The organism is Paraburkholderia sacchari, from assembly GCF_000785435.2.
Taxonomy (GTDB): Bacteria; Pseudomonadota; Gammaproteobacteria; order Burkholderiales; family Burkholderiaceae; genus Paraburkholderia; species Paraburkholderia sacchari.
The window spans coordinates 21471-34495 of the sequence record NZ_JTDB02000003.1 but is presented as its reverse complement, the minus strand read 5'-3'; the positions used below and the strand labels follow the sequence as shown (position 1 = coordinate 34495).

At 64.0% G+C, this 13025-nt stretch carries 11 protein-coding genes; 1 reads left to right on the top strand and 10 read right to left on the bottom strand.

All coding sequences use genetic code 11. The features are described 5' to 3' along the window. Positions 1–71 precede the first annotated feature (71 nt). From mutT to secA, 4 genes are all read right to left on the bottom strand, one after another. Positions 72–503, bottom strand: a complete 432-nt coding sequence (gene mutT, locus NH14_RS12375; protein ID WP_407947139.1) for an 8-oxo-dGTP diphosphatase MutT — start codon at positions 501–503, stop codon at positions 72–74. Then, positions 500–1372, bottom strand: coding sequence for an ATP-binding protein (locus tag NH14_RS12370; protein WP_035532943.1), 873 nt, complete (start codon positions 1370–1372; stop codon positions 500–502). Before NH14_RS12370 ends, mutT begins: the two co-directional genes overlap by 4 nt. A 2-nt stretch (positions 1373–1374) precedes the next feature. Further along, entirely contained in the window at positions 1375–2619 is a 1245-nt protein-coding gene (gene argJ / locus NH14_RS12365) for a bifunctional glutamate N-acetyltransferase/amino-acid acetyltransferase ArgJ (RefSeq protein ID WP_035532941.1), read from the bottom strand. A gap of 174 nt (positions 2620–2793) precedes the next feature. Beyond that, complete coding sequence (gene secA, locus NH14_RS12360; RefSeq protein WP_035532939.1) at positions 2794–5601, bottom strand: preprotein translocase subunit SecA; 2808 nt, start codon at positions 5599–5601, stop codon at positions 2794–2796. Between the two features lie 414 nt (positions 5602–6015). On the opposite strand from secA, the gene NH14_RS12355 reads away from it, so the two are divergent. Then, on the top strand, positions 6016–6570 hold the full coding sequence (locus NH14_RS12355) for a DciA family protein (RefSeq protein WP_084225891.1): 555 nt from the start codon (positions 6016–6018) through the stop codon (positions 6568–6570). A 103-nt stretch (positions 6571–6673) separates the two neighbouring features. Here the strand turns inward: NH14_RS12355 and lpxC are convergent, their stop codons facing one another. The 6 genes from lpxC to NH14_RS12325 all read right to left on the bottom strand — a co-directional run bounded on the left by lpxC (position 6674) and on the right by NH14_RS12325 (position 13023). Next, positions 6674–7591: a UDP-3-O-acyl-N-acetylglucosamine deacetylase gene (gene lpxC / locus NH14_RS12350; protein ID WP_035532937.1), complete on the bottom strand. Its 918-nt coding sequence runs from the start codon at positions 7589–7591 to the stop codon at positions 6674–6676. Positions 7592–7846: 255 nt separating this feature from the next. Further along, positions 7847–8356: a peroxiredoxin gene (locus NH14_RS12345; protein ID WP_035532935.1), complete on the bottom strand. Its 510-nt coding sequence runs from the start codon at positions 8354–8356 to the stop codon at positions 7847–7849. Between the two features lie 293 nt (positions 8357–8649). Next, the gene (ftsZ, locus tag NH14_RS12340) at positions 8650–9843 is read right to left on the bottom strand and encodes a cell division protein FtsZ (RefSeq protein WP_035532933.1); all 1194 of its coding nucleotides are present in this window, start codon (positions 9841–9843) and stop codon (positions 8650–8652) included. A gap of 150 nt (positions 9844–9993) precedes the next feature. Next, a complete protein-coding gene (gene ftsA / locus NH14_RS12335; protein ID WP_035532931.1) occupies positions 9994–11226 on the bottom strand; it encodes a cell division protein FtsA in 1233 nt (410 codons plus the stop codon). 27 nt (positions 11227–11253) lie between these two features. Then, positions 11254–12009: a cell division protein FtsQ/DivIB gene (locus NH14_RS12330; RefSeq protein WP_035532929.1), complete on the bottom strand. Its 756-nt coding sequence runs from the start codon at positions 12007–12009 to the stop codon at positions 11254–11256. A 60-nt stretch (positions 12010–12069) separates the two neighbouring features. Continuing rightward, entirely contained in the window at positions 12070–13023 is a 954-nt protein-coding gene (locus tag NH14_RS12325) for a D-alanine--D-alanine ligase (RefSeq protein WP_035533022.1), read from the bottom strand. Between the last annotated feature and the right edge of the window lie 2 nt (positions 13024–13025).

Below are 13025 nucleotides of genomic sequence, written 5' to 3'. Positions count from 1 at the left end.
CTGCACATCGCATGCGCAGCGGCTTTTGTCTTTCTGGCCGTCGACGTGAACCTCGACGTGAAGCGCCGGGCTCACTCGGCCGCCAGCCACTCCAGCACAGGAATGGTCGCCGGCAAAAGCGGCTCCACGCTCGCGGGCAGCGATTGCCAGACGAACGCCTGGCCCTCTCGCCCATGCGGCTCGCCGCTCCACTCCGTTACCTTGCAGAAGTAGAGCCGCACGTAGGCGTGCGGGTAGTCGTGCTCGAGCGTATGCCACAGCTGGCACGCTTTCACGTCAATGCCCAGTTCCTCGTGCAGTTCTCGCGCAAGCGCGGTCTCGACGGATTCGCCCTTTTCCAGCTTGCCGCCCGGGAATTCCCAGTAGCCCGCGTAGGGCTTGCCTTCGGGACGCTGAGCCAGCAGATAACGGCCGTCGGGTTGCACCAGCACGCCCACGGCAACCTCCGTCACTGGACGCGCCGGATCCTTCGCCTGATCGCTCACGCTGCTCATGCGGCTCATGCTTCTTGCGCCTTCTTGCCCGACCAGTCGCGCGCGAACTGCCACGCCACGCGGCCCGAGCGCGAACCGCGCTCCAGCGCCCAGACAAGCGCATCGCCGCGCGCCGATTCAACCTCGGCATCACCGCAACCGAAGTGGCGCAGCCAGTGGCCCACGATCGTCAGGTAGTCGTCCTGCTTGAACGGATAGAAGCTCACCCAAAGGCCGAAGCGTTCGGAAAGCGAAATCTTCTCTTCCACCACTTCGCCAGGATGGATCTCGCCGTCGGGCATGTGCTTGTACGACTCGTTGTCGCTCATGTACTCGGGCAGCAGATGGCGGCGGTTCGACGTCGCGTAGATCAGCACGTTGTCGCCCTGCGCGGCCACGGAGCCGTCCAGCGCCACCTTCAGCGCCTTGTAGCCCGACTCGCCGTCTTCGAACGAGAGGTCGTCGCAGAACACGATGAAGCGCTCGGGGCGCGTCGAGATCAGATCGACGATATCGCCGAGATCGTGCAGATCGTCCTTGTCGACTTCGATCAGACGCAGGCCGTCTTGCGCATACGCGTTCAGGCAAGCCTTGATGAGCGACGACTTGCCGGTGCCGCGCGCGCCCGTGAGCAGCACGTTGTTGGCGGGCTTCTTCTGCACGAACTGGCGCGTGTTGCGGTCGATGAGGGCCTTCTGGCGATCGATGTTCTGCAAGTCGTCGAGCGAGATCGCCGAGATGGCCGGCACCGGCTGCAGGTAACCACGCCCCTGGCGCTTGCGCCAGCGAAACGCGACTGCCGAGTTCCAGTCGACTTCGGGTGCGGCCGGCGGCAGCACGGCTTCGAGACGGCCGAGCAGCGCTTCGGCACGAGTCAGAAACTGTTCGAGCTTGTCCATGATTAAGAACGATAGTCGGCGTTGATGCTCACGTAATCGTGCGACAGATCGCAGGTCCACACGGTGGCTTGCGCATCGCCGCGGCCAAGCAGCACGCGAATCAGAATCTCGCTCTTCTTCATTACGCGCTGGCCATCTTCCTCGCGGTAGTCGGGGTTGCGCCCACCGGCCCTGGCGACTAGCACATCGTCGAGATACAAATCGATCTTTTCGACATCCAGATCCGTCACGCCCGCATAGCCGATGGCGGCCAGAATACGGCCCAGGTTGGGATCCGATGCGTAGAACGCGGTCTTCACGAGCGGCGAGTGGCCGATTGCATAGGCGATCTGGCGGCACTCGGCCACGTCCTTGCCGCCTTCCACCTGCACGGTCATGAACTTGGTCGCGCCTTCGCCGTCGCGCACGATCAGTTGCGAGAGCGTCTGCGCGGTTTCGGTCACGGCGTCGCGCAGCGCGGCGTAGGCGGGCGAATCCGTCGAGGTGATCGCGGGCAGGCTCGACTTGCCCGAGGCGATCAGGATGAAAGAGTCGTTGGTCGAGGTATCGCCATCGATCGTGATGCAGTTGAACGAGCGGTCGGCCACGTACTTCACGAGTTCGTCGAGCACGGGTTGCGCGACGTTCGCGTCGAACGCGAGGAAGCCGAGCATGGTCGCCATGTTCGGCTTGATCATGCCTGCGCCCTTGCTGATGCCGGTGAGCGTGACCGTGTGGCCGTCGATCGTGACCTGGCGCGACGCGGCCTTCGGCAGCGTGTCGGTCGTCATGATCGCCTGCGCGGCGTCGTACCAGTTCGCAGCCTTGCGGTTCGCGAGCGCAGCCGGCAGACCGGCCTTCAGGCGGTCGATCGGCAGCGGCTCCAGAATCACGCCTGTCGAGAACGGCAGCACCTGCGAAGGCTCGATGCCCGCGAGGCGTGCGAGTTCATCGCAAGTTTCGCGCGCGTTCACGAGACCCGGCTCGCCAGTGCCTGCGTTGGCGTTGCCCGTGTTGATCACCAGCGCACGAATTCCCTTAACCTCGCCCGCTCGCACCTTCGCGAGGTGCTCGCGGCACACCGTCACCGGCGCGGCGCAAAAGCGGTTGAGCGTGAACACGCCCGCGACGCTCGCGCCTTCATCGACGGAAATCACCAATACGTCCTTGCGGTTGGGCTTGCGGATATTGGCTTCCGCCCAGCCGAGCGTCACGCCGGCGACCGGATGAAGTTGTGCGGGATCGATCGAGGGGAAATTGACAGCCATGGTGGCGACCTGTCGAAAAGGCAATGCCGGCCACGGCGTCTGTCAGCCGGGCCGGCATTCGGGATTCAAAAGACAAGGCCCGCCAAAAAGCGCGGGCCACCGGAATCAACGGTCAAACCGCGTCATGCAGCGAGCGGCGCGCGCCGTGCAAATGCGCACGTGCCGCTGCGCCCATCACGAGATCTTGCCGTGGCACTGCTTGTACTTCTTGCCGCTGCCGCACGGGCACGGATCGTTGCGGCCGACCTTCGGCACGTCCTGGCCGTCCGGCATGGCGGCGTGCGCGTGGGCCATGGCCGCGCCGACCATGGCCGTTGCGGCGTCCGCCGCCACAGGCCCCGCTGCCGCAGGCGCTGCGTCGGCTTCGGCGAATTCGGCGTGACGGAATTCGACGTTCTCCAGATGACTCGCGCGCTCTTCAATCTGCTCGGCGGCTTCTTCGAGCTGCTGCGGCGACTGGATCTGCACATTCATTACGATGCGCGTGACTTCCGTTTTCACGGCGTCGAGCATCGCGGCGAACAGTTCGAACGCCTCGCGCTTGTACTCCTGCTTCGGGTTCTTCTGCGCATAGCCGCGCAGATGAATGCCCTGGCGCAGGTGATCGAGCGCCGCGAGATGCTCGCGCCAGCTGCGATCGAGCGTCTGCAGCATGACCGAGCGCTCGAACGCGCTGAACGATTCACGGCCCACGAGCGCGACCTTTTGCTCGTAGGCTTCGTCGGCGGCGGCGAGCACGGCTTCGAGAATCTCGTCGGCGTCGATCGACGACGACTCGTTGATCATCTCCTGAATCGCGAGGTCGAGTTGCCACTCGTTGCGCAGCACTTCTTCGAGCTCGGGCACGTCCCACTGCTCTTCGATGCTGCCCTGCGGCACGAACTGGCGCACGATGTCCGTGATCACGCCATGACGCATGGCGCCGATGGTTTCGGTGATGTCATTCGCCTCGAGCAGCTCGTTGCGCTGCTGGTAGATCACCTTGCGCTGGTCGTTCGAAACGTCGTCGTATTCGAGCAGTTGCTTGCGGATGTCGAAGTTGCGCGCTTCGACCTTGCGCTGCGCCGACTCGATCGAGCGCGTCACGATGCCCGCCTCGATTGCCTCGCCTTCGGGCATCTTGAGGCGGTCCATGATCGCGCGCACGCGGTCGCCGGCGAAAATACGCAGCAGCGGGTCTTCGAGCGACAGATAGAAGCGCGACGAACCCGGATCGCCCTGGCGGCCCGCGCGGCCGCGCAACTGGTTGTCGATACGGCGCGACTCGTGGCGCTCGGTGCCGATGATGTGCAGGCCGCCTGCGGCCTTCACCTGATCGTGCAGCGCCTGCCACTCGTCGTGGAGCTGCTGGATGCGGCGCGCCTTTTCGTCGGCGGGAATCGCTTCATCGGCTTCGATGAACGCAGCCTGCTTCTCCGCATTACCGCCTAGCACGATGTCGGTGCCGCGGCCCGCCATGTTCGTGGCGATGGTGATGCGCTTCGGGCGCCCCGCTTCGGCCACAATGGCCGCTTCACGCGCGTGCTGCTTCGCGTTGAGCACCTCGTGCGGCAGACCGGCCTTCACGAGCAGGTCCGCCAGCAATTCGGAGTTCTCGATCGACGTCGTGCCGACCAGCACCGGCTGGCCACGCTCGTGGCAGTCGCGGATGTCGCGGATCACCGCGTCATAACGCTCCTTCGCAGTCTTGTAGATCTGGTCCTGCTTGTCGATGCGCTTGGGCGGCCGATTGGTCGGGATCACGACCGTCTCGAGCCCGTAGATCTCGTTGAATTCGTACGCTTCGGTGTCGGCCGTGCCGGTCATGCCCGAAAGTTTCGCGTACATGCGGAAGTAGTTCTGGAACGTGATCGAGGCGAGCGTCTGGTTCTCGCTCTGAATCTTCACGTGCTCCTTCGCTTCCACGGCCTGGTGCAGGCCGTCCGACCAGCGGCGGCCCGACATCAGGCGGCCAGTGAATTCGTCGACGATGACCACTTCGCCGTTCTGCACCACGTAGTGCTGATCCTTGAAGAACAGCGTGTGTGCGCGCAGCGCGGCGTACACGTGGTGCATCAGCGTGATGTTCTGCGCGGCGTAAAGGCTCTCGCCCTGGCCGATCAGCCCCCATTCGGCGAGCAGGCGCTCGGCCTTCTCGTGGCCCGACTCCGTGAGGAACACCTGGCGCGCCTTTTCGTCGAGCGTGTAGTCGCCCGGCTTTTCGACGCCCGTGCCGTCGGCCTTCTCTTCGCCGATCTGGCGCTCGAGCAGCGGCGGCAGCGCGTTCATGCGCACGTAGAGCTCGGTGTGATCCTCGGCTTGGCCCGAAATGATGAGCGGCGTGCGCGCTTCGTCGATCAGGATCGAGTCCACTTCGTCGACCACGGCGAAGTTCAGCGCGCGCTGCACACGCGCCTCGGTCTCGTAGACCATGTTGTCGCGCAGATAGTCGAAGCCGAACTCGTTGTTCGTGCCGTAGGTGATGTCCGACGCGTACGCCTCCTGCTTCATGGCGTGGTCCATTTGCGACAGATTGATGCCGACGGACAGGCCGAGGAAGTTGTACAGACGCGCCATCCACTCGGCGTCGCGCTGGGCGAGGTAGTCGTTCACCGTGACCACGTGCACGCCGCGCCCAGACAGCGCGTTCAGATACACGGGCAGCGTGGCGACCAGCGTCTTGCCTTCGCCGGTGCGCATTTCAGCGATCTTGCCGTAGTGCAGCACCATGCCGCCGATCAGCTGCACGTCGAAGTGGCGCATTTTCAGCACGCGCTTGCTGGCCTCGCGGCAGACCGCGAACGCGTCGGGCAGCAGCTCGTCGAGCGACGTGCCATTGGCCACGCGCTCGCGGAACTCAGCCGTTTTGGCGCGCAGTTGCTGGTCGGTGTATTGCTCGATCGTCGGTTCGAGCGCGTTGATCGCCGCGACCTTCTTCTGATATTGCTTGATCAGGCGCTGATTGCGGCTGCCAAAGATTTTCTGTAAGAAACCGGTGGTCATCGGATCGGTGTCTGCGTCGCGGCTTCGGTCGGGATTCCTGCGCAGTTCGCTTACGGCGCTTGCGGCTGGTTCAGCCCCCGGGTTGCGCCGGGTTTGCAAACGATTCTCGCGCCACGCACCCGGATCGGAAGGACCTCGGCGGCTTAAGCCCAAATTGGTGGATTCGAATCGGGCATTTTAGCACGCGCCCTGGTCACCGCCGGTGTCGGCCGCTTGAAGGATGCCGCGCGCAACGCCCGCGCTAACGCGCCTCGCGAGCCCCTGGAGAAGCCGGCTGGCGCATTTGTCCCGCATGGCTCTTCAGCTTGCGGCCAGGCGGTCCTGGCCAAACGGCTGCAAGGCGCGTTAAGGCAAAGTGCGCAGGCTACAATGACAACAACACCGCGCAGCCCGCGCGCCCTATCTTCTCCACACATGAGCCGTTTTTCGCCGTTTTCAAGGCCCGATGCCGCCGCGGCAGCGCGCACTTCAGGCGCATCGGGTGTGGCAGGCCTCGCAGCCAAGCCGGGTAAATCGCGCAAATTTTCCTCGCCGCGCGCGCCGCAGCCGCTCACCGAAGTGCTGAGCCGCACCGACGCATTCGCCCCGTTGCGCGCTGGCGTCGAGCAGATCGCGGCAATCCAGCGCGATCTCGACGCGCTGTTGCCCGACTATCTGGCCGCGAGCGTGGAACCGGGTTTCATCAAGGACGGCAAGCTCGCCCTGTTCGCGGCGCACAACGCGCTCGCGGCGCGGCTGCGGCACCTCGAGCCGCGCCTCGTGGCTGATTTGCAGGCGCGCGGCTGGGCGCTGGACGGTGTGCGCATCCGCGTGCGCCCACAAGCGGTTAAAGACGCGCCCTTGCCGAAACAGGCGCGCATGACGCCGGCTGGCGCCGCCGCGCTCGCCGCGCTCAGTGAGAACCTGCCGCCGTCCCCGCTGCAAGAAGCGCTCGCGAAGATGGCCGCACGCCATTTGAAGCGGCGTTGAGCAAGCCGAAGAGAAATAAAAAAGGGTGGCACCAAGCCACCCTTTTTGTTGCGCGTCCGGAGTAAAAAACCGGCGTGCGAATCAGATAAACGTTACAAAAACATCAGGCAAACGCCGTTTGCGCCTCGTAACCGAAGCCGCGCGGCGCCTTTTGCGCGTCGCCGAACGTGACGATCTCGTATGCGTCCTCATGCGCGAGCAACTCGCGCAGCAACAGGTTGTTCAGGCCATGCCCCGACTTGTACGCATCGTACGAAGCCAGCAGCGGATGACCCACCACATACAGGTCACCGATTGCGTCGAGCATCTTGTGCTTCACGAACTCGTCGTCGTAGCGCAGGCCGTCGTTGTTGAGGATGCGGTACTCGTCCAGTACGATCGCGTTGTCCATGCTGCCGCCGCGCGCGAGGCCCAGCTCGCGCATCATCTCGACTTCATGCGCGAAGCCGAAGGTGCGCGCGCGCGCGATCTCGCGCACGTACGAGGTATTCGCGAAATCGACTTCGAGCGCCTGGCCCGTCTTGTCGACGGCCGGATGGCGGAAGTCGATGGTGAACTTCAGCTTGAAGCCGAAATACGGGTCGAGGCGGGCGAACTTGTCGCCGTCGCGCACTTCCACAGGCTTCTTCACCTTGATGAACTTCTTGGGCGCGTTCTGCTCTTCGATGCCGGCCGACTGGATCAGGAACACAAACGACGATGCGCTGCCGTCCATGATCGGAATTTCTTCCGCCGTGACGTCGATATAGAGGTTGTCGATGCCAAGGCCCGCACACGCGGACATCAGATGCTCGACCGTGGAGACGCGTGCGCCGTCCTTCTGCAGCACAGAAGCCAGACGCGTATCGCCGATCGACATCGCCGACGCGGGAATATCCACCGGTGTCGGCAAATCCACGCGCGAAAACACGATACCCGTGTCCGGCGCCGCCGGGCGTAGCGTCAGATCGACCTTGCGGCCCGAATGCAGGCCGATGCCGACCGTCTTCACGATCGATTTGATGGTTCGCTGCTTCAACATAATTTTCTACTCATTGAAAATCCCAATCGGGACTTTTTAATTCATAGCACGAATTATACTCCAAGTCGGTGGAATCCGTCGTTACCCCAGGCGTGACAATCTGTTTCCCGTTGTTACGCGCACGGATTACAAGACGGGCCGATGACCGGAACGGAGGCGTTCCCGGCCAGCGGCCCGCACGGCTTGTGGTAATCGCCCGTCACATTTGCGCCGCCGGCCCGTTGCACATGGGCAACGAAGGCGCGGCAAATGCGCTCATGCTGGGCTCAATGCGGCCAGTATGCTCGCGGCATCGCTGACTTCGAACTTGCCGGGTGCTTCGACGTTCAGCGTCTTGACCACGCCGCCGTCGACCACCATAGCGTAGCGCTGGGAACGGACTCCCATGCCACGCGCCGACAAATCCTGCTCCAGACCAAGCGCCCGGGTGAACGCCGCGCTGCCGTCCGCCATCATGCGTACCTTGCCCGAGGTCCGCTGATCGCGCCCCCACGCGCCCATCACGAACGCGTCGTTGACGGACACACACCAGATTTCGTCGACGCCCGCCGCGCGCAGCGCTTCGTACTGCTCGATATAACCTGGCACGTGCTTTGCCGAACAAGTCGGCGTAAAGGCGCCCGGCAATCCGAAGATCACCACGCGCTTGCCCGCCGTCTGTTCGCGCACGCCGAAGCTGTTCGGCCCCAGCGTGCAACCCGCACGCTCGTCTTCGATGAACTCGAAGAGCGTTGCGTCGGGCAGCGTATCACCCACTTTGATCATGACTCGTCCTTCACATCGATGCGTAAAACGCAGCGGCACGCGCGACCGGTTGGCGCCCAATTGAAACCTTCGCGCCGAAAACCTCGCCATTGTGCTACCGGCTCAGAATGCCTGCACCATTTGCCGCGCTTCAAAACGCAGCGGACAGGCAGCCCTGCCTCGCATCCTCGCAGATGCGGCGCCGAGGCACTTCCTCGCCTTCATTGCAGCATCATGCCGGCCATTCCGTCTGCGGGCGGGCGCACCGATACTGCTTGCGCCGCGCCGCAGCAGGATTACGCTCGCAGCGCGCCTTAGTCGGCCTGCTTGCGCAGGAACGCCGGGATGTCGTACGTGTCGACGCCCTTTTCCTGCAGCGCCTGAACGTGCGAAGCCGCGGTGTCGCGCGACGTGCGCCAGACTGCCGGCGTGTCGAGCGCGCCGTAGTCGGCGGTCTGGCCTTGCTGCGGCGCGTAGCTGTGCTGAACAGCGGCAACGGGTTGATTGTCCGTGCCGGTGCGCAGCAGCGTCATCGGCGCTGCCTGCTGCTTGTTCGCCGCACGGCCAAGGCCCGTGGCCACCACCGTGACGCGCAGCGCATCGCCCATCGCGTCGTCGTACACCGCGCCGAAGATCACCGTGGCGTCGTCGGCCGCGTAGCTCTTGATGGTGTTCATCACTTCACGCGTTTCAGACAGACGCAGCGAACGGCTCGACGTGATGTTGACCAGCACGCCGCGCGCGCCCGACAGATCCACGCCTTCGAGCAGCGGGCTCGCCACGGCCTGTTCCGCCGCGAGGCGCGCGCGATCGACGCCGGCCACCGTGGCCGTGCCCATCATCGCCTTGCCCTGCTCGCCCATGACCGTCTTCACGTCTTCGAAGTCGACGTTCACGAGGCCATCCACGTTGATGATTTCGGCGATGCCTGCAACTGCGTTGTTCAGAACGTCGTCCGCGCACTGGAAGCACTTGTCCATCTCGGCGTCATCGCCCATCACGTCGAACAGCTTGTCGTTCAGGACGACGATCAGCGAGTCGACGTGATCCTCCAGTTGCTGCGAGCCGGCTTCTGCCACGCGCATGCGCTTGCCGCCTTCGAATTCGAACGGCTTGCTCACGACGCCAACGGTCAGAATGCCCATTTCCTTGGCGATCTGCGCGACCACCGGTGCTGCGCCCGTACCCGTGCCGCCGCCCATGCCTGCCGTGATGAACACCATGTGCGCGCCACGCAGTGCGTCGGCGATGCGCTCGCGTGCTTCTTCTGCCGCCGCACGGCCCATCTCGGGCTTGGCGCCTGCGCCCAGACCCGTGTTGCCCAACTGGATCACGGCAGACGCGCGCGAACGCGAGAGCGCCTGAGCGTCCGTGTTCATCACGATGAAGTCGACGCCTTGCACGCCGCGGTTGATCATGTGCTGCACGGCATTGCCGCCAGCGCCACCAACGCCCACCACCTTGATGATGGTGCCGTTGGTTTCCGTTTCCAGCATCTGGAATTCCATGTTGCCTCCGTCAAGAAAAAGATATCCGCACCTCGGCCGTTATTCAGGAGTGGATCGGGCAACCCACTCCTGCGCGCCAGCCGCCGGCACCAGCGCTAATTCGGTCTCTGCTCTTACCCTTATGCGTACGCTTTCTCGTTAGTCGCCGCGTCAGAAGTTGCCGAGGAACCAGTCTTTCATGCGAGAGAAAACCTGGCCCATCGACCCCGACTGCACAGCGACCTTTCGGCCGCGCATACGTTGCGCGCGGCCCTCGACGAGCAGCCCCATCGCCGTCGAATAGCGCGGATTGCGCACGACGTCGGCGAGACCGCCCGCGTACTCCGGCACGCCAATGCGCACCGGCTTCAAGAAGATGTCTTCGCCGAGCTCCACCATGCCCGGCATCATCGCGGCGCCGCCCGTGAGCACGACGCCCGAACTCAGCAACTCTTCATAGCCCGACTCGCGCACCACCTGCTGCACGAGCGAGAACAGCTCTTCCACGCGCGGCTCGATCACGGCCGCCAGCGCCTGACGCGACAGCGTGCGCGGACCGCGCTCGCCAAGGCCCGGCACTTCGATCATTTCGTCCGGATCGGCGAGCGCCTGCTTGGCGATGCCATAGCCGACCTTGATGTCTTCCGCGTCGGGCGTGGGCGTGCGCAGCGCCATGGCGATGTCGCTCGTCACCTGATCGCCCGCGATCGGAATCACGGCGGTATGACGAATCGCGCCTTCGCTGAAGATCGCGATGTCGGTCGTGCCGCCGCCCACATCCACCAGCACCACGCCGAGTTCCTTCTCGTCGTCGGTGAGCACCGCCAGCGACGAAGCCAGCGGCTGCAAAACCAGATCGTTCACTTCGAGACCGCAGCGGCGCACGCACTTCACGATGTTCTGCGCCGCGCTCACGGCGCCCGTGACGATGTGCACCTTCACTTCGAGACGGATGCCGCTCATGCCTATCGGCTCGCGCACATCTTCCTGGCCGTCGATGATGAATTCCTGCGTGAGGATATGCAGCACCTGCTGGTCGGTCGGGATGTTGATCGCCTTCGCCGTTTCGATCACGCGCGCAACATCGGTTTGCGTGACTTCCTTCTCCTTGATGGCGACCATCCCGCTCGAATTGAAACTGCGGATATGGCTGCCTGCGATGCCGGTGAACACATTAGTGATCTTGCAGTCGGCCATGAGTTCCGCTTCTTCGAGCGCACGCTGGATAGACTGCACCGTGGCCTCGATGTTCACCACCACGCCCTTCTTGAGACCCTTCGATTCGCTCTGGCCAAGGCCGATCACCTCGTAGTGGCCATCGCCCTTCATTTCGGCGACGATGGCCACCACCTTCGCTGTCCCGATGTCGAGGCTGACCAGCAGATCTTTATAGTCTTTACTCATATCGTGCTCGTTGCGTGTGATGTGCTGTTACTTCTTGCCAGAGGGCGGCGTGTCGCTAATGAAGCGCATGCCGGCCGCCCGAATGGCGAAACCGTTCGGATAGCGCAAGTCCGCATATTCGATATCTTTCCCCCAACGTTGCGTGAGCGGCGTCCATGCCACGATGAGCCGATGCGCGCGCTCGGCGAGCGTGGTGGCATTGCGCTCGCGTCCGAGTTCTACCTGCATGCCGTTCGAGAGCTTCACTGTCCATGCGTAGCGCGGCGAAAGCGTCACCTCTTCAGGCTCGATGCCGAGCGGCGAGAACCACTTCTGGAAGTCGCGATAACGCGCGACCACTTCGGGCGCGGTGCCGTCCGGGCCGTCGAACGCGGGCAGGTCCTGATCGAGTTCGCCCTGGTTCGCGGTGAAGAGTTCGCCATCGACGCTCACGAGCTGGTCGCTGCCCCACGTGCCGAGCGGCTTGTACTCTTCAAGACTCACTGCGAGCGCATTCGGCCAGACGCGGCGCACGCTCGCGTGGCGCACCCACGGCATCTGCTCGAACGCGGCGCGGGCGGTATCCAGGTTCACCGTGAAGAAGTTGCCCTTCAAGCGCCCGACCACGCTCGCGCGCACCGTCGGTTCGTTGATGTGCTCGGTGTCGCCCTCGATGCGGATCTCGCGCAGCGCGAAATTCGGGCGCTGCACGAGCCAGTAGCCGCCAGCCGCCAGGAGCGCGAGCACGAGCAGCGCGTGCAACGCGTTGGCGGCGAGATTGAGCTGGCGTACGTTATTCCACATGTCGAGATTGTCGATTCAATGCGCGGACTGCAATTCGTTGGTCAGAGGTTATTCAGCGGTTCAATCCTTCAGCGTGAGCGCGAGCACCCGCACCACGAGATCGCGATACTCGATGCCCACCGCACGCGCGGCCTTCGGCGGCAGCGAGTGATCGGTCATGCCCGGCGCCGTGTTCACTTCCAGGAAATACGGATTGCCCGCGCCGTCCATCATGAAATCGGCGCGGCCCCAATCGGTGCAGCCGAGCACGTCGAACGCGCGGCGCGCGAGCTTCTTGAGCTCGGCTTCCTTCTCGGGCGCGACGCCGCAGGGAATCAGGTACTGCGTAGTGTCGAGGATGTACTTCGCGTCGTAGTCGTAGAACTCGCCCGCCGGCACGATCTTGATGATCGGCAGGTCGAGATCGCCGGCGACGCACGCGGTGTACTCGCCACCGCCTTCGATGCTCTTCTCCACCAGCACAATCTTGTCGTGCTTCGCGGCTTCTTCGATCGCCGGCACGAGTGCTTCGGCCTGCTTCACCTTGATGACCGCGACGCTCGAGCCTTCGCTCGCCGGCTTCACGAAGAGCGGCAAGCCGAGCTTCGCGACGAGCTCCGGCGCGCGAGCGGCGTAGTCGTCGCCGCGCAGCACCGCGACGAACGGCGGCGTGGGAATGCCCAGTTGCTGCCACACGAGCTTGCTGCGGAACTTGTCGAGGCCGAGCGCCGAGCCGAGCACGCCCGTGCCCGTATACCGGATGCCGTAGAAGTCGAGCGCGCCCTGGATCTGGCCGTTCTCTCCATAGCCGCCGTGCAGCGCGTTGAATGCGCGCACGAAGCCTTCGTCCTTGAGCGCCGAAAGCGGCCGCTCGGACGGATCGAACGGATGCGCGTCGATGCCGGCGCTCTTGAGCGCCTGAAGCACCAGCGAGCCGGACTTGAGCGACACCTCGCGCTCGGCGGACACGCCGCCGAACAACACGGCCACCTTGCCGAACTGCTTGGGATCGAATTGGGAATCGATGCTGCTCATTT

Coding starts and splice junctions, on each gene's coding strand:
- mutT (WP_407947139.1), bottom strand. CDS start 503: ATGAGCCGCATGAGCAGCGTGAGCGATCAGGCGAAGGATCCGGCGCGT.
- NH14_RS12370 (WP_035532943.1), bottom strand. CDS start 1,372: ATGGACAAGCTCGAACAGTTTCTGACTCGTGCCGAAGCGCTGCTCGGC.
- argJ (WP_035532941.1), bottom strand. CDS start 2,619: ATGGCTGTCAATTTCCCCTCGATCGATCCCGCACAACTTCATCCGGTC.
- secA (WP_035532939.1), bottom strand. CDS start 5,601: ATGACCACCGGTTTCTTACAGAAAATCTTTGGCAGCCGCAATCAGCGC.
- NH14_RS12355 (WP_084225891.1), top strand. CDS start 6,016: ATGAGCCGTTTTTCGCCGTTTTCAAGGCCCGATGCCGCCGCGGCAGCG.
- lpxC (WP_035532937.1), bottom strand. CDS start 7,591: ATGTTGAAGCAGCGAACCATCAAATCGATCGTGAAGACGGTCGGCATC.
- NH14_RS12345 (WP_035532935.1), bottom strand. CDS start 8,356: ATGATCAAAGTGGGTGATACGCTGCCCGACGCAACGCTCTTCGAGTTC.
- ftsZ (WP_035532933.1), bottom strand. CDS start 9,843: ATGGAATTCCAGATGCTGGAAACGGAAACCAACGGCACCATCATCAAG.
- ftsA (WP_035532931.1), bottom strand. CDS start 11,226: ATGAGTAAAGACTATAAAGATCTGCTGGTCAGCCTCGACATCGGGACA.
- NH14_RS12330 (WP_035532929.1), bottom strand. CDS start 12,009: ATGTGGAATAACGTACGCCAGCTCAATCTCGCCGCCAACGCGTTGCAC.
- NH14_RS12325 (WP_035533022.1), bottom strand. CDS start 13,023: ATGAGCAGCATCGATTCCCAATTCGATCCCAAGCAGTTCGGCAAGGTG.